Below are 25,794 nucleotides of genomic sequence, written 5' to 3'. Positions count from 1 at the left end.
ACCCTCCCCCATGCGCATCGGAATCCTCGGTCTCGGCCGCATCGGCGCCTTCCACGCCGAGACCCTGTCGGGGCTCGACGCCGTCGGGTCCCTCGTCGTCTCCGACCCGTTCGCGGACGCCGCGAAGGCCGCCGCCGAACGGTTCGGCGCCGAGGTCGCGGACTCCCCCGAGGCCCTGCTCGCGGCCGGGGTGGACGGCGTGGTCGTCGCCGCAGCGACCGACGCCCACCCGGCGCTGATCCTGGCCTGTGCGGAGGCGGGCGTGCCCGTCTTCTGCGAGAAGCCGGTCGCCCGCACCATGGCCGAGGGCGTGGCGGTGCTCAAGGCGGTCGAGGGCCGTGACGTGCCGATCCAGATCGGCTTCAACCGCCGCTTCGACGCCGGCTTCGCCGCCGCGCGGGCCGCCGTGCGGGGCGGGGAGCTGGGCACGCTGCACACCGTGCGCTCGACCACGCTGGACCCGGCGCCGCCGCCGGCCGCGTACGTCGCCGCCTCCGGGGGCATCTTCCGGGACTGCTCGGTGCACGACTTCGACATCATCCGCTGGGTGACCGGCCGCGAGGTGACCGAGGTGTACGCGGTCGGCGGCAACCGGGGCGCCGGCTACATCAGGGAGGCGGGCGACGCCGACACCACCGGCGCGGTCCTCACGCTGGACGACGGCACCCTCGCGGTGGTCTCCAACAGCCGTCACAACGGCCGGGGCTACGACGTCCGCATGGAGCTCCACGGCTTCGCCGACTCCATCGCGGTGGGGCTGGAGGACAAGCTGCCGCTGCGGTCGGTGGAGCCGGGCACGGCCTTCCCGGCGGGCACCCCGCACGACTTCTTCATGGACCGCTTCGCGGCGGCCTACCGCGCCGAACTGGCGGCGTTCACCGAGGTCGTGGCCGGCTCCCTGCCCTCGCCGTGCACGGTCGCGGACGCCCTGGAGGCGGGCTGGATCGCCGAGGCGTGCACCCTGTCCCTGCACGAGCACCGGCCCGTCACCCTCGAGGAGGTGCGGCAGGCATGAGCGGGTCCGGCCCGGAACCCCTGCGCATCGGCGTCCTGGGAGCCGCGCGGATCACCGAGCGCTCCCTCGTCGCCCCGGCCCGCGCGGGCGGCCACCGCCTGGTCGCGGTGGCCGCCCGCGACCGCTCCCGCGCCGAGGCGTTCGCCGCGGCGCACGGGGTGGAGCGGGCCCTGGGCTCGTACGCCGAGCTGCTGGCCGACCCCGAGGTCGACGTCGTCTACAACCCGCTCGCCAACGGCCTGCACGGCCCGTGGAACCTGGCGGCGCTGGCGGCCGGCAAGCACGTCCTGAGCGAGAAGCCGTCGGCGAGCAACGCCGGGGAGGCGGAGGAGGTGCGGGAGGCGGCGGCGAGGTCCGGCACGGTCTTCATGGAGGCCTTCCACTACCTCTTCCACCCGGTCACCCGGCGGCTGCACGACCTGCTGGCCTCCGGGGAGCTGGGCGAACTCCGCCGTGCGGAGGCCATGGTGGCGATCCCCGCCCCGGAGGCGGCCGACCCGCGCTGGTCGCTGTCCCTGGCCGGGGGCGCCCTGATGGACCTCGGCTGCTACGGCGTGCACGCGCTGCGCATGCTCGCCCCGTGGGCGGGCGGCGCCCCGCGCCCGCTGTCCGCGCGGGCCGGTGAACGGGAGGGCGCCCCGGGCGTGGACGAGTGGCTGGACGCCGAGCTGGGGTTCCCGGGCGGCGCGACGGGCGGCGCCCGCTGCCACATGGCGTACGACCGGCTGGAGATGAGCATGCGGGTCGTCGGCAGCCGGGGCGAGGCGACGGTCCCGAACTTCGTGCTCCCGCAGCGGGACGACCGTGTCGTCATCCGCACTCCGGACGGCGTACGCACGGAACACCTCGGCACCCGGTCGTCGTACACGTACCAGCTGGAGGCGTTCGCCGCCCGGGTGCGCGAGGGCACGGCGCTCCCGCTGGACGCGGCCGACGCGGTGAGGACGATGCGGCTGATCGACGCGTGCTACGAGGCGGCCGGGCTCGGCCCCCGCCCGCGCACCGCGCTCGGCGGCTGAGGCGCCACCGGGCGCACCCGGACACGGCCGCCCCCTCGGGGGCGGCCGTACCGCGCGGTGTCAGTGGTACAGCGCCGGCTTCTCCACCAGGTCGACCGTCACCCGGCCGCCCTCCTCCAGGGCCCGCACCCCCGCCTCGCAGACGGCCGCGGCGGCGTAGCCGTCCCAGGTGCTGGGACCGGTGACCTCGCCCCGGCGGGTGGTGTCGACCCAGGTCCGGATCTCGTCGTCGTAGGCCTGGGCGAAGCGTTCGGTCCAGTCCTGGGTGATGGTGCCGCCCCAGCGGCCGGCCGTGTGGGTGACCAGGGCGTGGCCGTCGCCGATGCGGGCGGTGCCGCGTTCGCAGACCACTTCGGCCTGTACCTGGTAGCCGAAGCCGCAGTTGACGAAGATCTCGACGTCGGAAAGCGCGCCGCCGTCGGTCTCCAGGACGACGAACTGCGGGTCGCGCAGTCCCTCGGGGGCGCCGGCCGACGGAGTGGGGCGCAGGACCGTCACGGCGGTGATCTCGTGGCCGAGCAGCCAGCGGGTGGCGTCCACCTCGTGGGCCACGGAGTCGCTGATGAGCATGGCACTGGTGAAGAAGGGCGGGGCGGCCACGTTGCGGTGGCGGTTGTGCAGCATCAGCGGACGGCCCAGCCGCCCGGTCTCCAGCAGGGCCTTCAGCTTGACGTACTCGGCGTCGTAGCGGCGCATGAAGCCGACCTGGACCCTGCGGTGGCCGAGGGCCTGTTCGGCTTCCATGACGCGCAGGGCGGAGGCCGCGTCGGGGGTGAGCGGCTTCTCGCACAGGACGGGCAGGTCGTGCTCGAACGCGGCGAGCAGGGCGGCCTCGTGGGCCGGCCCCGGGGAGGCGACGAGCACGGCGTCGACGTCGGCCGCCGCCATCGCGGCGGCCGGGTCGGTGTACGCGGTGCAGCCGTCGACGCCCGCGGCGACGGCCTCGGCCCGTCCGGCGTCGACGTCCACGACGGCGGTGACCCGCGCGCCGCTGACGACCCGGTCGATCCGGCGTACGTGGTCCGCTCCCATGCGGCCGGTGCCGACGACGGCGATGCGCAGTGGCTCGCGCCGGTTCATCTCTCTCGCCTCCCCTTCCGGGTGGTCAGGCGCCGCAGGAGCGGAGGAACGCGCGGGTGCGGACGGCGATCGGCAGCGGCTTGTCCGGCTCGCAGGGGTACATGTCCTGCTCGACGATCGCGAACAGGTCCACGTCCAGTTTCTGCGCGGCCGTGAGGACCGGGCCCAGCTCGGGGACGCCGGCGGGCGGTTCGCACATCACCCCGCGCTGCACGGCCGGCCCGAACGGGACCTCGTTCCTGACGACGTCGGCGAGGATCTCCGGGTCGACCTGCTTGAGGTGGAGGTAGCCGATGCGTTCGCCGTAGGTCTCGATCAGCTTGACGCTGTCGCCACCGCAGTAGGCGTAGTGGCCAGTGTCCAGACAGAGGTTGACCAGGCCGGAGTCGGTCGAGTCGAGGAAGCGCTCGACGTGCTCCTCGGTGTCGATGTGGGTGTCGGCGTGCGGGTGGACGACGATGTCCAGGCCGTACGTGTCCCGCACCTCGCGGCCGAGGCGTTCCATGCCCTTGGTGAGGTGGCCCCACTGCTCGGTGGTGAGCTCCGGGGCTTCGAGGATCTCGGCGGTCCTGTCGTCGCGCCAGAAGGACGGGATGACGACGAGGTGCTTCGCCCCCATGTCCCGGGTGAGCGCGGCGACCCGGCCGACCTGCTCCCAGGTGGCGTCCCACTCGGATGGGCCGCGGTGCAGTCCGCAGAAGATGGTGCCGGCGGAGACCTTGAGGCCGCGCTTGTCCACCTCGTCGCCGAGGAGTGCCGGGTCGGTGGGGAGGTAGCCGTAGGGGCCCAGTTCGATCCAGGAGTAGCCGGCCTCGGCGACCTCGTCGAGGAAGCGCTGCCAGGGCACCTGCCGCGGGTCGTCGGGGAACCAGACACCCCAGGAGTCGGGGGCGGAGCCGATCCGGATGCGGTCGAGCGCGACTGCCATGTCAGGACTTTCCTTCCGGAGCTGCGGCTGCGGGGGCCCGGAGGTCGCCCTCCTCGGGGAGTTCCTCGGTGTCGACGCCGCCGACCTGTGCCAGTTCGTGTTTGAGGGCGGCCAGTTCGGCGCCGCCGGCCATGTGGTTGGTCAGCTCCTCGAGGCCGACCTCGCTGCGGGCGGCGCTGAGCTCCACGGTGCCCAGGCGCAGCACGCTGAAGTGGTCGCCGACCATGTAGGCGTGGTGCGGGTTGTGGGTGATGAAGATGACGCCCAGGCCGCGGTCGCGGGCCATCGCGATGTACTTGAGCACCACGCCGGACTGCTTGACGCCCAGGGCGGCCGTCGGCTCGTCCAGGATCAGCACCCGGGCGCCGAAGTACACGGCGCGGGCGATGGCGACGCACTGGCGCTGGCCGCCGGAGAGCGTGCCGATGGGCTGCTCCAGGTCGTCCAGGACGATGCCCATGTTGCGCAGTTCCTCGTCCGCGGTCCGCTTCATCCGGTCGATGTCGAGGCGGCGCACGGGCCAGGGGCCCTTGGTCAGCTCGGAGCCGAGGAAGAAGTTGCGCCACACCGGCATCAGCGGGACGACCGCGAGGTCCTGGTAGACGGTGGCGATGCCCCGGTCGAGGGCCTCGCGCGGGGTGGCGAAGCGCACCGGCTCGCCGTCGACGAGGAACTCGCCCTCGGTGTGCTGGTGCAGACCCGAAATGATCTTGATGAGGGTGGACTTGCCGGCCCCGTTGTCACCCAGGACACAGGTCACCTCGGAGGGACGGACGGTGAGGCTGACACCGTGCAGGGCACGGATGTTGCCGTAGGACTTGCCCGCACCGCGCAGTTCGACCAGGGGGCGGTCGCCGTCGGGCGGGGTGTCCTCGAGGACGGCACCGTGGGTGCCGGTCGTCTTGTCGGTCATCGCGGTCACCTCCGGGTCGCCTGGCGCTGGACCCACAGATTGATGAGGACGGCGCCGAGCAGCATCACGCCGAGGAATGCCTTGAACCAGTCGGGGTTCCAGCCGGCGTAGACGATGCCCTGCTGCACCATGCCGAACATGAAGGCGCCGAAGACCGGCCCGATCGCGGAGCCGGCGCCGCCGGTGAGCAGGCAGCCGCCGATGACCGCCGCGGCGATGTAGATGAGCTCCTGGCCCACGCCCTCGCCGGACTGCACGGTGTTGAAGGAGAACAGGTTGTGCATGCCGACGAACCAGGCGCCGAAGCCGACCAGCATGAACAGGGAGATCTTGGTGAAGGTGACGGGGACGCCGACCGCGCGGGCGCTGTCCTTGTTGCCGCCGACGGCGAAGACCCAGTTGCCGTACTTGGTGCGCAGCAGCACCCAGGTCGCCAGGGCGGCGAAGACGAGCCACCACACCACGGTGATCTTCACCTGGACGCCGCCGACCTCGAACGAGGAGGCGAACAGCGCCTTGGCCTGGTCGAAGCCGTCCATGTCGCTGATGCTGTCGGTGGCGACGTTGCCGGTGACCAGCTTGGTCACCGCCAGGTTCACACCTTGCAGGATCAGGAAGGTGCCGAGGGTGACCAGGAAGCTCGGCAGCCCGGTCCGCACCAGCATCCAGCCGTTGAACGCGCCGATCCCCAGGGAGACCGCCAGGGCGACGATCACGCCCATCCACACGTTCAGGGTGAGCTGGTAGCTGAGCATGCTCGCGGTCAGCGCCGAGGCCACGACGGCGACACCGGCCGAGAGGTCGAACTCGCCGCCGATCATCAGCAGCGCGACCGGCAGTGCCATGATCCCGATGACCGACGACTGGTAGAGGATGTTCGCCATGGAGCTGCCGTCGCGCACCGGCGGCGCCGTGAACAGGAAGAACACCATGACGGCCACGGCGCCGAGGAATACGCCGACCTCGGGCCGGGCGAGCAGGCGCAGCGCCGGGGGGCGCCGCACGGTGCGGCCGTCGCTCTGCTTGGGGCCGGGGGCCGGCGGTGGGGTCACCGCCGGCTCAGCCTGTTGGGCCATGCTCATCACCGAGTGCCCTTCGCGGCGTACTCGGAGACCGCGTCGACGTTGGACTTGTCGACGAACGCCGGGCCGGTCAGCACCGGCTGCTCACCGCCGCCGCTGTAGTTGCCGTTGTTCTCGTAGAGCCACAGGCCGTCGACGGCGAGGTAGCCCTGGAGGTAGGGCTGCTGGTCCACGGCGAACTGGATGTCGCCGGCCTCGATCGACTTGGTCAGCTCCTTGTTGAGGTCGAAGGTGGCGACCTTCGCCTTGCTGCCCGCGTCGCCGACCGACTGCACCGCGGTCGGGGCGAAGGGCGCGCCGAGGGTGACGACGTAGTCGATGGAGGAGTCCTGCTTCAGCTTCGCGGTGATCGTCGACTTCACCGACGGCATGTCGGTGCCGTTGACGTTGAGGATCTGGGTCTCGCCCTCGAAGGTCTTCTTCACCCCGTCGCACCGCTGGGTCAGGCCGACGTTGCCCTGCTCGTGGACGACGCAGACGGCGTTCTTCGCGCCGACCTCGTTCAGCTTCTTGCCGAACGCCTCGCCCGCCACCGACTCGTCCTGGCCGAAGAACTCGAGCAGGCCGAGGTCCTGCCAGTCGCTCAGCCCGGAGTTGAGGCCCACGACGGGGATGCCGGCCGCGTCCGCCTTGGCTATGACGTCCTTGAGCGCGTCCGGCTTGGCGAGGGTGACCGCGATGCCGTCGACCTTCTGGTCGATCGCGTTCTGCACCAGGGTGGCCTGGCTGCCGGCGTTCGGGTCGGCGGAGTAGACGAGCTTGACGTTGTCCTTGGCCGCCGCGGCCTCGGCGCCCTTGCGGACGATGTCCCAGAAGGTGTCACCGGGCGCCTGGTGGGTGACCAGGGCGACCGTCATGCGGGGCGTCGACGCCTTGCCCGCGGAGGCGTCCGCTCCGCCCTCCTCGGACTTCTTGCCGCCGGACCCGCTGGAGCAGCCGGCGAGGGTCAGGGCGGCAGCCGCCGCGACCGCGACGAACGGCGCGATTCTGCGGGAGCGGGTGTGAGAAGAGCGGTCCATCTGTCCTGCACCTCACTGTGCTACGCGGGGAAAGGGCGGGAGTCCGAGGATCCGGTGTCCAAAGCCTCGGGAGTCCGGAGTCTGCCGTGGAACACGGCCGTTGTGCTGGGACGCGATCCAATCCCCAGAAACGGCCGCTGTCAATACTTTGTTAAGACATCATTTCACTAACTAGTCAGAATGTAAGTACAAACTATTGACATCGCCGCCCTCCGAGACCTACACCTGTGAGGTGGCAGGTCCCCGGAATCCACGCCCCACCGTGGCAGGACGCCCTGGGACCCGCATCCCCAGCAGCTCGAGGAGCGTCGCTCAATGGCCGACTCACCACAGTATTTCGACCTGATCACCATGGGCCGCATCGGGGTCGATCTTTATCCACTGGAGACCGGCGTTCCGCTGGCGCGCGTGGAGACGTTCGGGAAATTCCTGGGCGGATCGGCCGCGAACGTCGCGGTGGCGGCCGCCCGGATGGGCCGTTCCGCGGCGGTGATCACCCGCACCGGCGACGACCCCTTCGGCACCTTCCTGCACGAGGCGCTGAAGGGGTTCGGCGTGGACGACCGCTGGGTCACCCCGGTCGCCGCGTACCCCACTCCCCTCACGTTCTGCGAGATCTTCCCGCCGGACGACTTCCCGCTGTACTTCTACCGCCGTCCCAAGGCCCCCGACCTGGAGATCCGCGCCGACGAGCTGGACCTGTCCGCCGTACGCGCGGCCGGGATCTTCTGGATCACCGGCACCGGACTGAGCGAGGAGCCGAGCCGCTCGGCCACCCTCGCCGCCCTGGAGGCCCGCGACCGGTCCGGGACCACCGTCTTCGACCTGGACTGGCGCCCCATGTTCTGGCGGGACCCGGACCAGGCCCGCCCGTACTACCGCGAGGCGCTGCGGCACGCCACGGTCGCGGTCGGCAACCTCGACGAGTGCGAGGTCGCCACCGGGGTGCGCGAGCCCGGGGCCTGCGCCGAGGCGCTGCTGGCGGCCGGGGTGGAACTGGCCGTGGTCAAGCAGGGGCCCCGGGGCGTGCTCGCCGTGCACCGCGACGGCACCCGGGCCGAGGTGGCGCCGGTGCCGGTCGAGGTGGTCAACGGCCTCGGCGCGGGCGACGCCTTCGGCGGCTCGCTCTGCCACGGCCTGCTCTCCGGCTGGGACCTGGAGAAGACCATGCGCCACGCCAACGCCGCCGGAGCCCTCGTCGCCTCCCGCCTCGCCTGTTCGTCCGCCATGCCGACCGGGCCGGAGGTCGCGGACCTCCTCGCGCGGGCCGCGTCGCCGGACGCGGCGGGCCTGCCGAGCCAGTCCTGAACGGAGCCCTTCCTTGAACCTCAGCATCCCCGACCTCACCGCGGTCCGGGCCCGCAACCCGGAGGCCGTCGCCGAGGCCGCCGCCCGCCGGGCACGGCGCCCGCTGGTCGGCGACAGCGGCCGGCTGATGATCGTGGCCGCCGACCACCCCGCCCGGGGCGCGCTCGGCATCGGCGACCGCAGGCTGGCCATGGCGAACCGCGCCGACCTGCTGGAACGTCTCTGCACCGCGCTGTCCCGCCCGGGCGTCGACGGCGTGCTGGCCACCGCCGACATCCTGGAGGACCTGCTGCTCCTCGGGGTGCTGGAGAACAAGGTGGTCATGGGCTCGATGAACCGGGGCGGCCTGGCCGGCGCGTCCTTCGAGATGGACGACCGCTTCACCGGCCACCGCGCCGAGGACATCGCCCGGCTGGGCTTCGACGCGGGCAAGCTGCTGGTCCGCATCGACTACGCCGACGCGGGCTCGCTGACCACCCTGGAGTCCGCCGCCCGCGCCGTGGACGCCATGGCCGAACGCCGGCTGCCGGTGTTCGTGGAGCCGTTCGTCTCGCGCCGGGTGGACGGCCGGGTCCGCAACGACCTGTCCGCCGAGGCCGTCACCCGCTCCATCGCCGTCGCCTCCGGACTGGGCGGCACCTCCGCCTACACCTGGCTGAAACTCCCCGTCACCGACGACGTCGACGCCATGCCGGAGGTACTGGCGGCCTCCACGCTGCCCGTCGTCCTGCTCGGCGGCGAGGTCGGCGACCAGGAGGCGGCGTACGAGCGGTGGGGCAAGGCCCTGCGGCTGCCCACCGTGATGGGGATGGTCGTCGGCCGCTCGCTGCTCTACCCGGCCGAGGGCAGTGTGGAGACGGCGGTCGACACGGCCGTCGGCCTGTTGTGAGAAGCCCGTTGCGACACGGAGGCACGCCATGACACATCACCTTCCCGCGGGCAAGGCGCCCGCCGGCCCCTACGCCGTCGACGTGGCCCCGGAGACCGCCGGATGGGGCTACTCGAGCCTGCGCGTCCTGGAGCTGGAGCCGGGCGGCACGCACACCTTCGACGCCGGCGACAGCGAGTGGATCGTGCTGCCGCTGAGCGGCGGCTGCACGGTCACCGCCGCCGACGACTTCGGCCACGACACCTTCGAACTCGCCGGCCGCACCGGCGTGTTCGACGGCGTCACCGACTTCGCCTACGTCCCGCGCGACGCCCGCGCGACGGTGTCCTCCACCGGCGGCGGACGGTTCGCGCTCACCGGCGCCCGCTGCACCCGCCGGCTGCCCGCCCGCTACGGACCGGCCGCCGACGTCCCCGTGGAGCTGCGCGGCACCGGGAACTGCTCCCGGCAGGTCAACAACTTCGGCGCGGCGGGCGTGTTCGAGTGCGACAGGCTGATCGCGGTCGAGGTGCTCACCCCGGGCGGCAACTGGTCGTCCTTCCCGCCGCACAAGCACGACGAGCACCGGCCCGGCGAGGAGTCCGTGCTGGAGGAGATCTACTACTTCGAGTTCGCCGGCCACGACGGCACCCCCGGCCTCGGCTACCAGCGGGTCTCCCCGTCCGGTCCGGGCCGCGGGACGGACGTCCTGGCCGAGGTGCGCGACGGCGACGTCGTCCTCATCCCGGACGGCTGGCACGGCCCGTCCATGGCCGTACCCGGCCACCACATGTACTACCTCAACGTCATGGCGGGCCCCGGGACCGAACGCGCCTGGCTGATCTGCGACCACCCCGACCACGCCTGGATCCGCGACACCTGGCCGGACCAGGCCGTCGACCCCCGACTCCCCCTCTACACCGCACCGGAGAGGTCCGCATGAACGCCGCCACCCGCCGACTGACGACCGCCCAGGCCCTGGTGCTGTTCCTGTCCGCCCAGTACACCGAACGGGACGGCGTGCGGCGCCGGCTCGTCGCGGGCACCTGGGGCATCTTCGGCCACGGCAACGTGGCGGGCATCGGGCAGGCACTGGTCGAGCACGCGGACGTCATGCCGTACCACCAGGGGCGCAACGAGCAGGCGATGGCGCACGCCGCCGTCGGGTACGCCCGCCAGCTGAACCGGCTCTCGGCGCAGGCGGTGACCACGTCCATCGGCCCCGGCGCGACCAACCTGGTCACCGGCGCGGCGCTCGCCACCGTCAACCGGCTGCCCGTGCTCCTGCTCCCCGGCGACTACTTCGCCTCACGCGTCGCCGACCCGCTGCTCCAGCAGCTGGAGCACCCGGTCGAGGCCGATGTGTCGGTCAACGACACGCTCCGCCCGGTGTCCAGGTACTTCGACCGCGTCACCCGTCCCGAGGCGCTGATCCCATCCGCCCTCAACGCCGTGCGGGTGCTCGCCGACCCGGCCGAGACCGGTGCGGTGACGCTGGCCCTCCCCCAGGACGTGCAGGCGGAGGCGTACGACTGGCCGGAGGAGTTCTTCGCCGAGCGCGTCTGGACCGTGCGCCGTCCCGCCCCGGACCCGGTGGAGCTGGCGGCGGCCGTGGCGGCCGTACGGGCCGCGCGCCGCCCGCTGATCGTCGCGGGCGGCGGGATCCACCACAGCGAGGCCGAGGAGGCGCTGAGGGCGTTCGTGGACGCCACCGGCGTCCCGGTCGCCTCCACCCAGGCCGGCAAAGGCTCCCTGCGCCACGACCACCCCGCCGACCTGGGCGGCATCGGCCACACCGGCACGGCGGTGAGCGACGCGCTCGCCCGCACCGCCGACCTGGTGATCGGCGTCGGCACCCGCTACTCCGACTTCACCACCGCCTCCGGCACCCTCTTCCAGAACCCGGACGTCCGCTTCCTCAACCTCAACATCACCGGCTTCGACGCGCACAAGCTGGCGGCGCGCACCCTGGTCTGCGACGCGCGCACGGGTCTGGAGCAGCTGGCCGGGGCGCTCGCCGGCCACCGCGTGGAGCCGTCCTACGAGGCGGAGTACCGGGCCGGCAAGGAGCGCTGGGAGCGGGTCGTCGCGACCGCGTACCGCGCGGACGACGACACGGCCGTGCCGACGCAGACGCAGGTGCTCGGCGCGCTCGACGCGGTCGTCGGCGACGCGGACGTGGTGATCAACGCGGCCGGTTCGCTCCCCGGCGACCTGCACAAACTGTGGCGGTCGCGCAGCCCCCGCCAGTACCACCTGGAGTACGGCTACTCCTGCATGGGCTACGAGATCCCGGCCGCGCTGGGGGTCCAGCAGGCCGCACCCGGCACACCGGTCTGGGCGCTGGTCGGCGACGGCACGTACCTGATGAACCCGACGGAGATCGTCACCGCCGTCCAGGAGAACCTGCCGGTCAACCTGGTCCTGGTGCAGAACCACGGGTACGCCTCCATCGGCGGCCTGTCGGAGTCGGTGGGCGCCGAACGCTTCGGCACCGCCTACCGTCACCGGGCCGGCGACGGCACCTTCACCGGCGCCCCGCTGCCCGTGGACCTCGCCGCGAACGCGGCCAGCCTCGGCATGGACGTGCTGCGCGCCAAGACCGTGCGGGAGCTGCGGAACGCGCTGGCCGAGGCCCGCGCCTCCGCCCGGCCGACGTGCGTGTACGTCGAGACCGACCCGGCGCCCACCGCTCCCCCGGCCGAGGCCTGGTGGGACGTGCCGGTGGCCGAGGTGGCCACCCGCGAGGCCGCCGTCCGGGCCCGCGAACGGTACGACTCCGAGGTCGCCGGGCGACGGCGCCACCTGTGAACCCGCCCGCGCCGCTACAGGAAGGTACGTCCATGGCGAAGACCGGCGACCCCGCACGTGCCGCGGCCGGACCCGCGCTGACCACCCTGGACTTCGCCCTGGACCGGGGCAGTCCGGTGCCGCTGTACCACCAGCTCGCGCAGCAGCTGGAGGCGGCGATCGAGCAGGGCGTCCTCGCCCCCGGCAACCTGCTGGGCAACGAGGTCGACCTGTCCGTGCGGCTCGGCCTGTCCCGCCCCACCGTCCGCCAGGCCATCCAGTCGCTCGTCGACAAGGGGCTGCTGGTCCGGCGGCGCGGGGTGGGCACGCAGGTGGTGCACAGCAAGGTCAGGCGCCCCCTGGAGCTGAGCAGTCTCTACGACGACCTGGAGGCGGCCGGGCAGGGCCCGACCACGCAGGTGGTCCGCAACGAGACGGTCCCGGCGCCCGCGGACGTGGCGGCCGCCCTGGGGCTGGCCGAGGGCGGCGAGGTGGTCCTGCTGGAACGCCTGCGCCGCACCCACGGCCAGCCGGTCGCCCTGCTGTGCAACTACCTCCCGCCGGGCCTGCTGGACCTCGACGGTGCCCGCCTGGAGGCGACCGGCCTGTACCGGATGATGCGCTCGGCCGGCCTCACCCTGCACAGTGCCCGCCAGACCGTCGGCGCCCGCGCGGCCACCGCCCGGGAGGGCGCCCGCCTGGACGAGAAGGAGGGCGCCGCCCTGCTCACCATGGAGCGCACCGCCTACGACGACACCGGCCGACCGGTGGAGTACGGCACCCACGTCTACCGTGCGTCCCGGTACTCGTTCGACTTCCAGCTGCTGGTCAGATCCTGAGGCGCGGGCCGGCGGTTCAGTGCGCCGCGTCCAACCGGGCCCGCTGCTCCGCCGACAGCTCCAGGTCCACCGCCGCCAGGTTCTCCTCCAGCTGCGCGAGTGACGAGACCCCGGCCAGCGGGAGGATCGGCAGCTCGTGGCCGATCTGCCAGGCCAGTACGACCTGGCCCGGCGTCGCCCCGGTCTCCCGGGCGACCTCGCGCAGTGCGGCGAGGCGGGCGGGGGTGCCCGGGTGGTCGTAGTCGCCGGGCAGGCGTTCGGGGCGGCTGTAGGCGCCCTTGAGCAGCGGCGAGTAGGCGACCAGGGTCAGGGCGGGCTCGGCGCGCAGATAGCCGGCCAGCTCCGCGCCCGCGTGGCCGAGGCCGCCGTCGGGGAAGAGGTCGTCGGGGACGTCGGTGCGGGGCCGCAGATAGCTGTGCTGGTACTGCAGGACCTCGTAGCCGGGCAGGCCGGCCGCCGCCGCGAGGGCGCGGGCCCGCTCCACCCGCCACACGGCCTGGTTGCTCACGCCGAGCAGCCCCACCGCGCCCTCGGCGACCAGGGCCCCGAAGCCCTCGACCGTCTCGCGCTGGGGAACGGTGTGGTCGTCGATGTGCGCGTACAGCAGGTCCAGCCGCTCCAGGCCCAGCCGTTCGCGGCTGCGTTCGGACGACTCCCGGATCACCTTCGCGGACAGGCCCTCGGCGTTGTCGGTGTAGCTCGTGCCGGGGGCGAGGGGGCGGGCGCCGAGCTTGGTCGCGAAGACCAGCCCGTCGCCGGCCCCGCGGCTGCGGCGCCAGCGGCCGAGCAGTTCCTCGCTCTGCCCGCCCTGGCCGCCGTCGGTCCAGAAGGCGTAGTTGTCGGACGTGTCGATGAAGTTCCCGCCGGCCTCGACGTAGCGGTCGAGCAGGGCGAAGGAGGTCCTCTCGTCGGTCACCGACCCGAACAGCATCGCCCCGAGCGCGAGCACGCTCACGCGACGGCTGTGCGGACCGGTGCCGATGGTGCGGTACTTCATGCCTGATCCCTCCCGTCTCACACCCCGTCGTCGGGGCACGGAACGGGAGTCTTCCGCTTGGAGAGCTCTCCAAGTCAAGCGCGTCCGCGGCCCGTCGGGACGAAGCGGAAACCGATCCGCCTCGCGCTTCGTCCTGGACAACGAGTCGAGCGGACGGGAGACCGGATGGAGCGGGCGGCGTGGCGCCGGTGGGTGTGGAGGCGGGGGCGGGTGCCGGCCGCTCTCGCGGTGCTGACGGCCTGGCTGCTGGCGTTCCACGGGGCGGTGCCCAACTCCGTGGGCCGCGTGGGCAGTCTGCTGGAGACGTTCCTGCCGTGGCTCGGCCTGGTGATCGCCGTGCTGTTCGGCCTGGCCCTGCTGCGCCGTTCGGCCACCGCCCTGGTGGCGCTGCTCCTGCCGACGGCGGTCTGGACGCACCAGTTCGGCGGGCTGCTGCTGCCCGGTGCGGAGCCCGGCCCGTACGACCTGGTCGTGGTGCAGCACAACGTCAGCGACGAGAACACCGACCCGGCGGGCACGGCCCGCGCCCTGATCGACGCCGGGCCGGATCTCCTCGCGCTGCAGGAGCTGGTGTCCCCCGCACTGCGGGTCTACGAGAGGACGCTCGCCCCGGACTACCCGTACCACGCGGTCCGGGGCACCGTCGGGCTCTGGTCGAAGCATCCGCTCACCGACGCCCGGCTCCTGGACATCGCGCCGAGGGGCGTCACACAGCCCTGGAGCCGCGGACTGCGGGCCGTGGTCCACACGCCGCGCGGCGAGATCGCGGCGTACGTCGCGCACCTGCCCTCGGTCCGTGTCGGGGCGGGCGGTCTCGCGTCCTCCCGGCGCGACGAGAGCGCCGGCCTGCTGGGCGGAGCCGTCGCCGCCGAGCCGCTGAGCAGGGTGATCCTGCTGGGCGACCTCAACGGCACGGTCGACGACCGCGGGCTGGCTCCGCTCACCTCGCGGATGGGCGCGGCGCGGCGGGGCTTCGCCCTCAGCTTCCCCGCCGCCCTCCCGCTGGCCCGGATCGACCAGGTCATGGCCCGCTCGGCGAGCGTCACCCACATCCGCGCCCTGCCCGCCACCGGCAGCGACCATCTGCCGGTCGCCGCGCGGGTCACCCTGCGGTGAAGGAGTGGCCGCGCGACGGGAGACGACCGAAAGGCCGTATCGGAGGATTCCGATACGGCCTCTGACCTGCTGTCTCGCAAGTCGGGACGACAGGATTTGAACCTGCGACCCCTTGACCCCCAGTCAAGTGCGCTACCAAGCTGCGCCACGTCCCGGTGCGATCGCGTGGGGTGGATCCGCGTGATCGCGCGAACAGCACTTTACCCCACGCCCCCGGGAGGGCCCGAATCGGGCCGGGCGCGGGACAATCGGCGTATGGGTAGCACGGAGAGCACTTCCCCGGGCCGGACGGCCGCCGCGCGGGACCGGGACAGTGAGGGGCGGGCCCGCAACGCCCGGCCGCGGGACGGGCTCGGGCGGCCCCTGCCGTACGGCGCGCCGGGGGTGCCCCGGCAGCCCGAGGGGGTCGTGCGGCGGCCGGAGGAGAGCGTCGCGGAGGCGCAGCGGCTGCTGGACGGGGGGAAGCCGTTCCACGCGCACGAGGTGTTCGAGGACGCCTGGAAGTCGGGGCCGCGGGAGGAGCGCGAGCTGTGGCGGGGGCTGGCCCAGCTCGCCGTGGGGCTCACCCACGCCGCGCGCGGGAACGTCACCGGCGGGGCACGGCTGCTGCGGCGCGGGGCCGGTGCGGCGGAGGCGTGGGCCGCGACGGCGGGGGCCGGTCACCGGCCGCACGGGATCGATCTTCCCGGTGTGATCGCCTGGGCCCGGGACCTGGCGGCCGAGGTGGAGCGGGGCGCTCCGGTGGACGCGGGGGCGCGGGCGCCCCGGTTGCGGGGGTCCTCCTGACGGAGGGACCGGGTGCGGTGCACGCGCCGCCGGTGCCGTGCGGCAGACTCGGGGCGTGCGAGAGATTCATGTCATCGGTATCGGCGCGGGCGACCCCGACCAGCTGACCCTGCAGGCGGTCAGGGCACTGCGGAGCACGGACGTGTTCTTCATCCTGGACAAGGGCGAGGCGAAGGCGGACCTGACCCGGCTGCGCCGGGACATGCTCGACGCGCACGTACCGGGGGGCGGCTACCGCGTCGTCGAGGCGCGTGACCCGGAGCGGGACCGGACGGCCGGCGGGTCGGCCTACTCGCCCGCCGTCGGGGACTGGCGCAGTGCCCGCGCGGACATCTACGAGCGGCTGATCGCCCAGGAGCTGGGCGAGGACCAGACCGGGGCGTTCCTGGTGTGGGGGGATCCGTCGCTGTACGACAGCACGATCGGCATCCTCGAGGAGATCCTGGAGCGCGGCGGCGTCGCCTTCGACTACGACGTCGTGCCGGGCATCAGCAGTGTGTCGGCGCTCGTCGCCCGGCACCGGACCGGGCTCAACCGGGTCGCCCGCCCGGTGCAGATCACCACGGGCCGGCGGCTCGCCGAGGGGTTCCCGGAAGGCGTGGACGACGTGGTGGTGATGCTCGACGCCCACCAGGCCTTCCGTGCCTACGTCGACCAGGACGTCGACATCTACTGGGGCGCCTACATCGGCACGCCGGACGAGATCCTCGTCTCGGGGCCGCTGGCCGAGGCGGCTCCCCGGATCGAGCGGCTCCGTGCGCAGGCCCGCGAGCGCAAGGGCTGGATCATGGACACGTACCTGCTGCGCCGCAGACCGGCCGAGGGCTGAGCGTCCGGCCGGGGCACACCCGGCCGCCGACCCGCCGGGGCACACCCGGGGCGGAGTGGCGGGCCGCGGGGGGCGGCCTGCCGGGGGGCGGCCCGGGGACGCCGTCGGCGGCGGTCACGCCGCACGGCGGGAGGCGGGCCGCGCACGAGACGACGGCCCGGAGGCCCGGGCCGCGGGCCCCGGTGGACGTGACGATCGACCGTGTCCCGTGCGGCCGGACGTGGGCCGTGCGGCCGGGCCCGGGGCGGACCGTCCGGCTCAGGGCCGGGCGAGGGCGTCCAGCCGGCGCAGGGCCGCCGGTACGTCCTCGACCGCCGGGACGCCGTCCGGCAGCGGCGGGCGGCGCACGACGACGACCGGGAGGCCGAGGTCGCGGGCCGCGGTGAGTTTGGCGGCGGTCGCCGCTCCGCCGCTGTCCTTCGTCACCAGCACGTCGACGCGGTGCTCACGCAGGAGGGCCGTCTCGTCGGCCACGGTGAAGGGGCCGCGGGCCAGCAGCACGTGCGTGTGCGGCGGCACGGGCGGCTCGGGGGGTTCGACCGACCGGACGACGAAACGCAGGTCCGTCAGGTGGGCGAAGGCCGCGAGGCCGAGGCGGCCGGTCGTGAGGAGCACCCGGTGTCCGAGCCGGGGCAGCAGGTCGGCCGCCGCCGGCAGGGACGGGACCGGATGCCAGTGGTCGCCGGGACCCGGCCGCCAGCCGGGGCGGCGCAGCACCACCAGGGGCAGCCCGGTGGCGGCCGCGGCCCGTGCCGCGTTCGCCGTGATGGTCTCCGCGAAGGGGTGGGTGGCGTCCACCACCGCGTCCACGCGCTGCTCGCGCAGCCAGTCCGCGAGCCCCGCCGCGCCGCCGAAACCGCCGACGCGCAGCTCGCCGGCGACCGCGCCCGGCCGTCTCACGCGTCCGGCGAGGGAGGTGGTCACCCTGGTCGCGGGGCGGGCGGACAGCTCGCCGGCCAGTGCGCGTGCCTCGGTGGTGCCGCCGAGGACCAGGATGTGGAGGGACATGGCGCCGAGGGTACGGGGCCCGGACGCCGCGTCCGGCGCCGGCCCGCCCGACGAAGATCGCCATCCGGCCGCACACACGTACGCGCACGTCCTACGATGACGCCGGGTGACTGGAGGAAGCATGGCCGTGGACTGGAGCAGGCGGGGCTATCACGCCCAGCGATGGGCGGCGCGGGGGGCGCTGGCCGCCGCCGCGCTCGCGGTGGCGACCCCCCTCGTCTACGGCGGGCTGCGCGGTCTGCTGCTGCTGGTGTGCGGGGTCGCGGGGCTGGGGCTCAGCGCGGCCGCCGTGTGGTGGACGCTGACCCTGCGGGGCCCGCTGCGGTGGGTGTCCGCGCTGGTCGCCGTGTGCGTGCCGGCCGGTCTGATCGCCCTGTTCGCCGTGACCCTGTTCTGGGCGCTGCTGGTGTCCCTGACCCTGTGGGCGCTGGCGGTGTGGAGCGGCAGGTTCGCGCTGCGCGGCACGGGCGGCGGGCAGGCCCCCGCGCGGGAGCGGCGGCTGCCGCCGCCGCGGCGGCCGGTGCTGATCATGAATCCCCGGTCGGGCGGCGGCAAGGTGGGCCGGTTCCGGCTGCGGGAGAAGGCGGAGCGCCTGGGCGCCCGGGTGGTGCTGCTCGAACCCGGCAGGCAGCACGACGTCACCGCGCTGGCCCGGGCCGCCGTCGCGGACGGCGCGGATCTGCTGGGCGCCGCCGGCGGCGACGGCACGCAGGCGCTGGTGGCGGCCGTGGCCGCCGAGCACGACATCCCGTTCCTGGTGATCAGTGCCGGAACGCGCAATCACTTCGCCCTGGACCTCGGCCTCGACCGCGGGAACCCGGCCGCCTGTCTCGACGCGCTCACGGACGGCGTCGAGCTCCGCGTCGACCTGGGTTTCGCGGGTGAGCAGCCGTTCGTGAACAACGCCTCCTTCGGCGCGTACGCGGCGATCGTGCAGAGCCCCGCCTACCGCGACGACAAGATCGGCACCAGCCTGGAGATGCTGCCGGACCTGCTGACCGGCCAGCAGGGGCCCCGGCTGGTCGCCCGCGCGGGGGACACGACGCTCACCGCGCCGCAGGCCGTGCTGGTCAGCAACAATCCCTACCGCACCGGCGACCCCTTCGGCCTCGGCCGGCGCGAACGGCTGGACTCCGCCGTGCTCGGCGTCCTCGGTGTGCGGCTGGAGGGCGCCTTCAGCGCCGCCGCCCTGCTGCTGAACCCGGAGCCGAGCGGGCTCACCATCGTGACCGCCACCGAGGTCGTCATCGAGGCGGACCGTGCAGAGATCGAGGCGGGGATCGACGGGGAGGCCATGGTGCTGCCCGCCCCCGTCCACTGCCGCATCGCACCCGGCGCGCTGCGCGTGCGGGTCCCGCGCAGGCGGCCCGGCGTCACCCAGGCTCCGCCGCGGCTGGACTGGCGGCGGCTGCGCAAGCTGGCGGCGACGGTCGGCCGCACCGCCGCGCCGAGCCGGCTCCACCACTCCCACCGGGCGCCCCACGAACCGCAGCCTCCGGCCGGGCCCCGCTCAGGGCACCAGTAGCTGCACACCGCCCACCACCGTCGCCGCGATCACCAGCTGCTCGAAGAGCCGCTGGTTGATCCTGTCCACAGCCCACCTGCCGAGGAGGGCGCCGGGCACCACGAACAGCACGAGCACCGCGTCGAGCAGCAGCGAGTCGGCGTCGATCAGGCCGAGACCGGCGCTGAAGGGCAGCTTGGAGGTGTTGACGATCAGGAAGAAGAACGCCGAGGTGCCCAGGAAGCCGAGTTTCCGGAAGCCCGCGGAGAGCAGGTACATCGACATCACCGGGCCGCCCGCGTTGGCGACCATGGTGGTGAAGCCGCCGAGGACGCCGTAGGAGCGGGCCTTGGCGCGGCCGGCCCGGGTGGTGACCCCGTCGGGCTCCCGGTCCGCGTCGGCCGTCCGCCGCCGCCACACCGTCACCCCGGCCATCAGCAGCAGGATCGCCCCGATGGAGATCCGTACGATCCCGTCGTCCGCCCACACCAGGAACAGGGTTCCCGCGACGACGCCCGCCGCGACCGCCGGGAACAGCCGCCACAGCGTGGGCCAGTGGGCGTGCCGGCGGTAGGTGAGGACGGCGAGCACGTCCCCGGCGATCAGGATGGGCAGCAGGACGCCGGTGGAGGCCCGGGCGGGCAGCACGGCGGCGAAGATGGCGAGGCTGACCGTGTTGGCCCCGCTGACGGCGGTCTTGGAGAAGCCGACGAGCAGGGCCGCGAGGGCGAGCGCGGCGAATTCCCAGCCGCTGAGGTGCCAGGACGTCATGGTGTTCATTGCGGGGACCGATGCTAGAGGCAGGCAACGGGCGCCCGTAAGGACCGTCTCGCCTGATGGCTCCCGGGGCGGTGGTCAGTGCCTCTCGACCAGCACCGCGCTCCCCTGGCCCACGCCCACGCACATGGTCGCCAGGCCGCGTTCGGCGCCGGTGCGGCGCATGCGGTGGAGCAGGGTGGTGAGGATGCGGGCGCCGGAGCAGCCCAGCGGGTGGCCGAGGGCGATGGCTCCGCCGCTGGGGTTGACCAGGTCGGGGTCGATGCCGAGCTGGTCGACGCAGGCCAGGGCCTGGGCCGCGAACGCCTCGTTGAACTCGGCCTCCTGGAGGTCGCCGACGGTCCAGCCGGCGCGGGCGAGCACCTTGCGCGTGGCGGGGACGGGGCCGATGCCCATGACGTCCGGGTGGACGCCGGCGGAGGCGCCGGCGACGTAGCGGCCGAGCGACTCCAGACCCAGCTCGTTCAGGGCCTCCTCGCTGACCAGGATCAGGCCGGCGGCGCCGTCGTTCATCGGGGAGGCGTTGCCCGCGGTGACCGAGCCGCCCGCGCGGAAGACCGGCTTCAGCCGGGCCAGCTTCTCGATGGAGGTGTCCTCGCGGACGCACTCGTCGGCGTCGACGACCACCCCGTCCGGGCGGGTCACGGGCAGGAGTTCGTCGTCGAAGTGGCCGTCCTTGCGGGCGGCGGCGGCCCGCTGGTGGCTGCGCAGCGCGAACTCGTCCTGGCGTTCGCGCGGGACGCCGTACCGGGCGGCGACCTCCTCGGCCGTCTCGCCCATGGCGAGCACACCGTGGAGTTCCTTCATCGCGGGGTTGACCAGCCGCCAGCCGAGGCGGGTGTCGGCGGTCTCCATGCGGTGCGGGAGGGCCTCGTCGGGGCGGGGCAGGACGAAGGGGGCGCGGCTCATCGACTCGGAGCCGCCGGCGACGACGATGTCGGCCTCGCCGGCCGCGATGGTGCGGGCGGCGGTGGTGACGGCCTCCAGTCCGGAGGCGCACAGCCGGTTGACCGTGGCGCCCGGGACGGACTCCGGGAGCCCGGCGAGCAGCGCGGCCATGCGGGCGACGTTGCGGTTGTCCTCGCCGGCCTGGTTGGCGGCGCCCCAGTAGACCTCGTCGACGCGGGCCGGGTCCAGCGCGGGCACGTCGGCGACCAGGCCGCGGATCACGGCGGCGGCGAGGTCGTCGGGCCGTACGGTGGAGAGGGCTCCGCGCAGTTTGCCGATGGGGGTGCGGCGGGCGGCCGCGAAGTGGACGGGACGCACGACAGGACTCCTGACCGATGCCGATGGCTGTGCTGTGGATCGGCGACTACTCTTAATTAGCACCGCTAGTTTTGGACTATAGACCGCGGACCGGCCCGCTGGGAAGTTCCCTGGTCGCGATCGTGCCCGCCCCGGCGTCCGGGGCGGTGTTTGTGCCGGAGGGCCGGGGGCACCCGCGCGTCCATGGAGTGGTTGCGGAGCGCGGCCCGTGCGGGAGAGGACCCGGAGCTGTTCCTCCCCGCCGGGTCGACGGGGCCGGCCCTGCGGGACCTCACCGCCGCCGAGCGCGTCTACGCGCGGTGCCGGGTGACCGCACAGCGTCTCGGCCCCGCGCTCGACGCCGGTCCGGCCCCGGGCGTCCGGGGCCGGACCGGCGAGGACGGGCGCGAGGCGCTGCTCCGCGGGACCACGGACGATTCGAGAAGGAGGAACGGCACCCCATGACCGTTGTGAGGAGCACCCTGCCCGAGGAGGCCCGCCGGGTTTCCTGCGAGGCCCTCCAGGACACCCTGGTGGACCTGCTCGGGCTGTCGCTGATCGGGAAGCAGGCGCACTGGAACGTCGTGGGTCCGCGGTTCCGTTCCGTCCACCTCCAGCTGGACGAGGTGGTCTCCGCCGCGCGCGCCCACGCCGACACGGTGGCGGAGCGGGCCGCGGCGCTCGGCGTGCCGCCGGACGGCCGCCCGGAGACCATCGCCAAGGTCTTCTCGCTGCCGGCCCCGAAGGAGGGCTGGCTGCGCGACTCCCAGGCCGTGGAGGTGATGACGGAGGCGCTCGGCGCGGCCGTCGCGCGCCTGCGCGAGCGCATCGACGCCACCGAGAAGGCGGACCTGGTCACCCAGGACCTGCTGATCTCGGTCACCGCGGACCTGGAGAAGCAGCGCTGGATGTTCGAGGCGGAGAACTTCCCCGGCGAGTCCTGACCGCCCCGCAACCGGGACACGCACGCACGTAAGGGGCACATCATGAGCGACGCCCTCGAGATGGACGCGCTGTGGAACGACTTCCACCGCGTGGTGAACATGACCTCGGCGGAACTGGCGGCCTGGCTGCGGGTGAGCGAGGCCGACGAGGCGGCCGAACCGCTGCCGGACCGGGCCGGCGGCGAGACGGGGCAGCACGTCCTCGCCATCCTGCAGAAACGCCGCACCGACCTCACCGAGGACGACCTGCGGGTGATGGAGGAGGTCGTGGACACCGTCATGGCGCAGACGGACCCGGAGAACGAACCCGTGGCCGAGGACACACCCCGCCGGCACCGTCTGATGACCCTCGGCCACGACCCGCTCAAACCGTAGCCGCCGTGGCGGACCGGGACGGGCGGGTGGTCCGCGCCCTCGTCGACGCGCACGGCCGGACGTACGCGGAGGAGGCCGGCATCGGGCTGAGGAACACCCCGCAGCCGCTGTACCGACTGCTGGTGCTGGCCCATCTGCTCAGCGCCCGGATCAGGGGATCGATCGCCGTGGCCTCCGCCCGTGCCCTGTACGAGGCGGGGCTGCGCGATCCCCGCCGCATGGCGGAGGCCGACCGGCAGCAGCGGGTGGACGCGCTCGGCCGGGGCGGCTACCGGCGCTACGACGAGCGCACCGCGACCCAACTGGGCGACGGGGCCGCGTTGCTGACCGGACGCTGGGGCGGCGACCTGCGCAGGCTGCGCGAGGAGGCGGACGGTGACGTCGGCGAACTGCGCCGTCTGCTGCAGGAGTTCCCCGGCGTGGGTCCGGCCGGCGCCGACATCTTCCTGCGCGAGGTCCAGCGCGTCTGGCCGGAGGCGGCGCCCCTGCTGGACGCCAAGGCCCTCCAGGGCGCGCGGCGGCTGGGGCTGCCGCAGGCCCCGGACCGGCTCCTCGGCCTCGCGGGAGACACCGAACCGGCCCTCCTGGCCGCGGCGTTGGTCCGCGCGGCGATCGACCGGCACGTGGCCGAGGACGCCTTGCGCCGGGCCGACGTCCCGTGACCCTGCGTCAACAGGGCTTTTCCACTCCCCCGTTCGCGGGACAACGTGATCACCACGCGGCACAATGGCCGCGGCGGCCCGATCACGGCCGTACGGGCGAGGGAGAGGGAGAGACCGTGAGTGAGAGCCACACCCCGCCGAGCGGCTCGGCGAGGCCGAACACCGGTGTGGCGCACAACGCGCGCGTGTGGAACTACTGGATCGGCGGCAAGGACAACTACGAGGTCGACCAGCAGGTCGGCGACCACGTCGCCTCGATCAACCCGGTCGTCCGGGACATCGCCCGCGCGGACCGGGACTTCCTGGGCCGGGCGGTGACGTATCTGACCCGCGAGCGCGGTGTGCGGCAGTTCCTCGACATCGGCACCGGCCTGCCGACGGCGGACAACACCCATGAGATCGCGCAGCGGATCGCACCGGACTCGCGGATCGTCTACGTCGACAACGACCCGATCGTGCTCGTCCACGCCCGCACCCTGCTGACCGGCACACGCGAGGGCGCCACCGCCTACATCGACGCCGATGTGCACGACCCGGACGCCATACTGGGACGCGCCGCCAAGACCCTGGACTTCACGCGGCCCGTCGCGGTGATGATGCTGGGGATCCTGAACTTCGTGCTCGACGCCGACAAGGCCCGGGAGATCGTCCGCCGGATCATGGCGGCGGTGCCCTCCGGCAGCTTCCTGGTCCTCACGCACCCCACGTTCGATCCCGAGGTCGGCGGCGAACTCCAGGTCCCGGCCATGGAGTTCTGGAACGAGAACGCCACTCCCCCGATCACCGCCCGGAGCGCCGCGGACATCACCGCCTTCTTCGGGGGACTGGACCTGGTCGAGCCCGGTCTGGTGTCCTGCTCGCAGTGGCGCGCCGCATCCGACTCCGCTGTCGCGGTACCGCAGTACGGCGCGGTGGCCGTGAAGCCCTGAGCGCTGAAAGTATGATCAAGCAATGTCTGACATGACCGAAACCACACCGGGCTGGCTGTCCTCCGACGATCTGGAGATGGCACGCGCCCAGATGCCGATCCTGTACGTCGAGGCCGTGCCCGTGCGCGTCGACGACAGCGGTGAAGTCACCAGCGTCGGTCTGCTGCTGCGCATCGGACCCGACGGAACGGTCAGCCGGACTCTGGTCTCCGGCAGGGTGCTGCACCACGAACGGGTCCGTGACGCCCTGCTGCGCCATCTGGAGAAGGACCTCGGCCCGGTGGCGCTGCCGCGCGTCCCGGCGTCGCTGCAGCCGTTCACGGTCGCGGAGTACTTCCCCACCCAGGGCATCACCCCCTTCCACGATCCCCGTCAGCACGCGGTGTCGCTGGCGTACATCGTGCCGGTGACGGGTGACTGCCGGCCCCGGCAGGACGCCCTCGACCTGGTGTGGTTCAGCCCGCAGGAGGCCGTGTCGCAGGCGGTGCAGAGCGAGATGCCGGGCGGTCACGGGGTGCTGCTGAAGCAGGCACTGGCCCACGCGGGCTGCGTGATCTGACGCGTGGGGGCGCTAGCCCCCCGCGTGGGTGAGGTTGGTGCCGGTCGACGGGTCGAAGACATGGGCCTTGCCCATGTCGACCCGCAGCTCGACGGGCGCGCCCTCGCGGGCCCGGGTGGCGGCGTTCAGCCGGGCCACGATCTGCTGGGCTCCCCCGGCCCCGGTGTCGCGCGCACCCGAGTCGGCGGCGAGTTCCTCCAGTTCGGCGGTGGTCACCGGACCGCCCTCCGCGCTGAAGTGGACGTACGCGTCGGAGCCCAGTGACTCCAGCACGTCCACGGTGGCGGTGACGACGGGACCGCCGGTCTCCCGCGCCAGGCTCGCGTCCTCGAAGGCCTCGGGACGCAGCCCGACGATCACCTCGCGCGGGGCGTCCCGCCGTTCCAGCACCCGGCGCGTACGGTCGTCGAGGGGCAGGTCGCCCAGCGGGGTGCGCAGGACGCCGCCGGACAGGGAGGCGCCCAGGAAGTTCATCGCCGGGGAGCCGATGAAGCCCGCGACGAACAGGTTGCGCGGCGTGTCGTAGAGCTGGGCCGGGGTGCCGACCTGCTGGACCAGGCCCTGCCGCATCACCACGACCCGGTCGCCGAGCGTCATGGCCTCGGTCTGGTCGTGGGTGACGTACACGGTGGTGGTGCCCAGGCGGCGCTGCAGCCGGGAGATCTGGGTGCGCATCTGCACCCGGAGCTTGGCGTCCAGGTTGGACAGCGGCTCGTCCATGAGGAACGCCTTGGGGTCACGGACGATCGCCCGTCCCATCGCCACCCGCTGGCGCTGTCCGCCCGAGAGGTTGGCGGGTTTGCGGTCCAGGAACCCGCTCAGGTCGAGCACCCGGGCGGCCTCCTCGACCTTGCTGTCGACGGTGGCCTTGTCCACCTTCGCCAGCCTCAGCGGGAACCCCATGTTCTCCCGCACGCTCATGTGCGGGTACAGGGCGTAGCTCTGGAACACCATGGCGACGTCCCGCTCCTTGGGGGCGAGGTCGTTGACGACCCGGCCGCCGATGCGCAGGGTGCCCTCGGTGATGTCCTCGAGTCCGGCGATCATGTTCAGGGTGGTCGACTTGCCGCAGCCGGACGGGCCGACCAGGATCACGAACTCGCCGTCGGCGATGTCGAGGTCCACGTCCCGCACGGCGAGGGACCCGTCCGGATAACGCTTGGTGACTCCCTCTAGGACGATCTCGGCCATGGGCGGCGCCT

Annotated in this window: 27 protein-coding genes and 1 tRNA gene; 17 read left to right on the top strand and 11 right to left on the bottom strand. The window is 73.4% G+C overall.

The window, feature by feature from the left end; translation table 11 throughout:
• Positions 1 to 10 precede the first annotated feature (10 nt).
• On the top strand, positions 11 to 1,015 hold the full coding sequence (locus tag ACFY3N_RS17855) for a Gfo/Idh/MocA family oxidoreductase (RefSeq protein ID WP_390817625.1): 1,005 nt from the start codon (positions 11 to 13) through the stop codon (positions 1,013 to 1,015).
• Positions 1,012 to 2,034 (top strand): Gfo/Idh/MocA family protein, encoded by a 1,023-nt coding sequence (locus ACFY3N_RS17850; protein ID WP_390817624.1) that lies wholly within the window; start codon positions 1,012 to 1,014, stop codon positions 2,032 to 2,034. The genes ACFY3N_RS17855 and ACFY3N_RS17850 overlap by 4 nt, the downstream gene beginning before the upstream one ends.
• Before the next feature lie 60 nt (positions 2,035 to 2,094).
• On the opposite strand, the gene ACFY3N_RS17845 is transcribed toward ACFY3N_RS17850, so the two are convergent.
• The 5 genes from ACFY3N_RS17845 to ACFY3N_RS17825 are packed head-to-tail and all read right to left on the bottom strand — an operon-like array spanning position 2,095 to position 7,056.
• Positions 2,095 to 3,114 (bottom strand): Gfo/Idh/MocA family protein, encoded by a 1,020-nt coding sequence (locus ACFY3N_RS17845; RefSeq protein ID WP_390817623.1) that lies wholly within the window; start codon positions 3,112 to 3,114, stop codon positions 2,095 to 2,097.
• 25 nt (positions 3,115 to 3,139) lie between these two features.
• Positions 3,140 to 4,042 carry a sugar phosphate isomerase/epimerase family protein gene (locus ACFY3N_RS17840; RefSeq protein WP_390817622.1) on the bottom strand — a complete coding sequence of 301 codons (903 nt, stop codon included), beginning with the start codon at positions 4,040 to 4,042 and terminating at the stop codon, positions 3,140 to 3,142.
• Between the two features lies 1 nt (position 4,043).
• Positions 4,044 to 4,955, bottom strand: coding sequence for an ATP-binding cassette domain-containing protein (locus tag ACFY3N_RS17835; protein ID WP_390817621.1), 912 nt, complete (start codon positions 4,953 to 4,955; stop codon positions 4,044 to 4,046).
• Between the two features lie 5 nt (positions 4,956 to 4,960).
• Positions 4,961 to 6,037: an ABC transporter permease gene (locus ACFY3N_RS17830; protein ID WP_390817620.1), complete on the bottom strand. Its 1,077-nt coding sequence runs from the start codon at positions 6,035 to 6,037 to the stop codon at positions 4,961 to 4,963.
• Positions 6,037 to 7,056, bottom strand: coding sequence for a sugar ABC transporter substrate-binding protein (locus tag ACFY3N_RS17825; protein WP_390817619.1), 1,020 nt, complete (start codon positions 7,054 to 7,056; stop codon positions 6,037 to 6,039). Before ACFY3N_RS17825 ends, ACFY3N_RS17830 begins: the two co-directional genes overlap by 1 nt.
• 315 nt (positions 7,057 to 7,371) lie before the next feature.
• Between ACFY3N_RS17825 and iolC the strand changes: the two genes are divergently transcribed.
• From iolC to ACFY3N_RS17800, 5 genes are read left to right on the top strand one after another with little or no spacing between them, the layout of a single operon-like run.
• Positions 7,372 to 8,364, top strand: a complete 993-nt coding sequence (gene iolC / locus ACFY3N_RS17820; protein ID WP_390817618.1) for a 5-dehydro-2-deoxygluconokinase — start codon at positions 7,372 to 7,374, stop codon at positions 8,362 to 8,364.
• Between the two features lie 13 nt (positions 8,365 to 8,377).
• Positions 8,378 to 9,253: a deoxyribose-phosphate aldolase gene (locus ACFY3N_RS17815; RefSeq protein WP_390817617.1), complete on the top strand. Its 876-nt coding sequence runs from the start codon at positions 8,378 to 8,380 to the stop codon at positions 9,251 to 9,253.
• Positions 9,254 to 9,281: 28 nt separating this feature from the next.
• A complete protein-coding gene (gene iolB / locus ACFY3N_RS17810; RefSeq protein ID WP_390817616.1) occupies positions 9,282 to 10,175 on the top strand; it encodes a 5-deoxy-glucuronate isomerase in 894 nt (297 codons plus the stop codon).
• Positions 10,172 to 12,043, top strand: coding sequence for a 3D-(3,5/4)-trihydroxycyclohexane-1,2-dione acylhydrolase (decyclizing) (iolD, locus tag ACFY3N_RS17805; RefSeq protein WP_390817615.1), 1,872 nt, complete (start codon positions 10,172 to 10,174; stop codon positions 12,041 to 12,043). The genes iolB and iolD overlap by 4 nt, the downstream gene beginning before the upstream one ends.
• 32 nt (positions 12,044 to 12,075) lie before the next feature.
• Complete coding sequence (locus ACFY3N_RS17800) at positions 12,076 to 12,861, top strand: GntR family transcriptional regulator (protein ID WP_390817614.1); 786 nt, start codon at positions 12,076 to 12,078, stop codon at positions 12,859 to 12,861.
• Between the two features lie 16 nt (positions 12,862 to 12,877).
• Here the strand turns inward: ACFY3N_RS17800 and ACFY3N_RS17795 are convergent, their stop codons facing one another.
• Positions 12,878 to 13,858: an aldo/keto reductase gene (locus tag ACFY3N_RS17795; protein ID WP_390817613.1), complete on the bottom strand. Its 981-nt coding sequence runs from the start codon at positions 13,856 to 13,858 to the stop codon at positions 12,878 to 12,880.
• Positions 13,859 to 14,023: 165 nt separating this feature from the next.
• On the opposite strand from ACFY3N_RS17795, the gene ACFY3N_RS17790 reads away from it, so the two are divergent.
• Positions 14,024 to 14,974, top strand: a complete 951-nt coding sequence (locus ACFY3N_RS17790; RefSeq protein WP_390817612.1) for an endonuclease/exonuclease/phosphatase family protein — start codon at positions 14,024 to 14,026, stop codon at positions 14,972 to 14,974.
• Positions 14,975 to 15,055: 81 nt separating this feature from the next.
• Here the strand turns inward: ACFY3N_RS17790 and ACFY3N_RS17785 are convergent.
• Positions 15,056 to 15,129, bottom strand: a tRNA-Pro gene (locus ACFY3N_RS17785).
• Positions 15,130 to 15,229: 100 nt separating this feature from the next.
• Here ACFY3N_RS17785 and ACFY3N_RS17780 point away from each other — a divergent pair.
• Positions 15,230 to 15,760, top strand: coding sequence for a DUF309 domain-containing protein (locus tag ACFY3N_RS17780; protein ID WP_390817611.1), 531 nt, complete (start codon positions 15,230 to 15,232; stop codon positions 15,758 to 15,760).
• Between the two features lie 55 nt (positions 15,761 to 15,815).
• A complete protein-coding gene (gene cobF, locus ACFY3N_RS17775; RefSeq protein ID WP_390817610.1) occupies positions 15,816 to 16,589 on the top strand; it encodes a precorrin-6A synthase (deacetylating) in 774 nt (257 codons plus the stop codon).
• Between the two features lie 258 nt (positions 16,590 to 16,847).
• On the opposite strand, the gene ACFY3N_RS17770 is transcribed toward cobF, so the two are convergent.
• Positions 16,848 to 17,597 (bottom strand): cobalt-precorrin-6A reductase, encoded by a 750-nt coding sequence (locus tag ACFY3N_RS17770; protein ID WP_390817609.1) that lies wholly within the window; start codon positions 17,595 to 17,597, stop codon positions 16,848 to 16,850.
• A 121-nt stretch (positions 17,598 to 17,718) separates the two neighbouring features.
• Here ACFY3N_RS17770 and ACFY3N_RS17765 point away from each other — a divergent pair, with 121 nt between their 5' ends.
• The gene (locus ACFY3N_RS17765) at positions 17,719 to 19,122 is read left to right on the top strand and encodes a diacylglycerol/lipid kinase family protein (protein ID WP_390817608.1); all 1,404 of its coding nucleotides are present in this window, start codon (positions 17,719 to 17,721) and stop codon (positions 19,120 to 19,122) included.
• Here ACFY3N_RS17765 and ACFY3N_RS17760 read toward each other — a convergent pair.
• Together ACFY3N_RS17760 and ACFY3N_RS17755 are read right to left on the bottom strand one after the other, a co-directional pair.
• The gene (locus tag ACFY3N_RS17760) at positions 19,108 to 19,881 is read right to left on the bottom strand and encodes a sulfite exporter TauE/SafE family protein (RefSeq protein ID WP_390817607.1); all 774 of its coding nucleotides are present in this window, start codon (positions 19,879 to 19,881) and stop codon (positions 19,108 to 19,110) included. The two genes, ACFY3N_RS17765 and ACFY3N_RS17760, sit on opposite strands and share 15 nt — an antisense overlap.
• 75 nt (positions 19,882 to 19,956) lie before the next feature.
• Positions 19,957 to 21,144, bottom strand: a complete 1,188-nt coding sequence (locus ACFY3N_RS17755; protein WP_390817606.1) for a thiolase family protein — start codon at positions 21,142 to 21,144, stop codon at positions 19,957 to 19,959.
• Positions 21,145 to 21,327: 183 nt separating this feature from the next.
• Here ACFY3N_RS17755 and ACFY3N_RS17750 point away from each other — a divergent pair, with 183 nt between their 5' ends.
• The 6 genes from ACFY3N_RS17750 (at position 21,328) to ACFY3N_RS17725 (ending at position 24,592) form a co-directional block, all read left to right on the top strand.
• A complete protein-coding gene (locus tag ACFY3N_RS17750; protein ID WP_390817605.1) occupies positions 21,328 to 21,588 on the top strand; it encodes a WhiB family transcriptional regulator in 261 nt (86 codons plus the stop codon).
• Positions 21,585 to 22,067: a Dps family protein gene (locus ACFY3N_RS17745; RefSeq protein ID WP_390817604.1), complete on the top strand. Its 483-nt coding sequence runs from the start codon at positions 21,585 to 21,587 to the stop codon at positions 22,065 to 22,067. The genes ACFY3N_RS17750 and ACFY3N_RS17745 overlap by 4 nt, the downstream gene beginning before the upstream one ends.
• A 42-nt stretch (positions 22,068 to 22,109) precedes the next feature.
• Positions 22,110 to 22,442 carry a DUF3140 domain-containing protein gene (locus tag ACFY3N_RS17740; protein WP_390817603.1) on the top strand — a complete coding sequence of 111 codons (333 nt, stop codon included), beginning with the start codon at positions 22,110 to 22,112 and terminating at the stop codon, positions 22,440 to 22,442.
• A gap of 5 nt (positions 22,443 to 22,447) precedes the next feature.
• The gene (locus tag ACFY3N_RS17735) at positions 22,448 to 23,104 is read left to right on the top strand and encodes an endonuclease (protein ID WP_390817602.1); all 657 of its coding nucleotides are present in this window, start codon (positions 22,448 to 22,450) and stop codon (positions 23,102 to 23,104) included.
• Between the two features lie 116 nt (positions 23,105 to 23,220).
• Positions 23,221 to 24,033, top strand: a complete 813-nt coding sequence (locus ACFY3N_RS17730; RefSeq protein WP_390817601.1) for an SAM-dependent methyltransferase — start codon at positions 23,221 to 23,223, stop codon at positions 24,031 to 24,033.
• Positions 24,034 to 24,064: 31 nt separating this feature from the next.
• Positions 24,065 to 24,592, top strand: a complete 528-nt coding sequence (locus ACFY3N_RS17725; RefSeq protein WP_030868386.1) for an NUDIX hydrolase family protein — start codon at positions 24,065 to 24,067, stop codon at positions 24,590 to 24,592.
• Positions 24,593 to 24,604: 12 nt separating this feature from the next.
• Here the strand turns inward: ACFY3N_RS17725 and ACFY3N_RS17720 are convergent, their stop codons facing one another.
• Entirely contained in the window at positions 24,605 to 25,783 is a 1,179-nt protein-coding gene (locus ACFY3N_RS17720; RefSeq protein ID WP_390817600.1) for an ABC transporter ATP-binding protein, read from the bottom strand.
• Between the last annotated feature and the right edge of the window lie 11 nt (positions 25,784 to 25,794).

The organism is Streptomyces sp. NPDC000348 (assembly GCF_042898795.1).
Classification (GTDB): domain Bacteria; phylum Actinomycetota; class Actinomycetes; order Streptomycetales; family Streptomycetaceae; genus Streptomyces.
The sequence above is the reverse complement of the archived record's forward strand: the minus strand, read 5'-3'. Positions and strand labels throughout refer to the sequence as shown.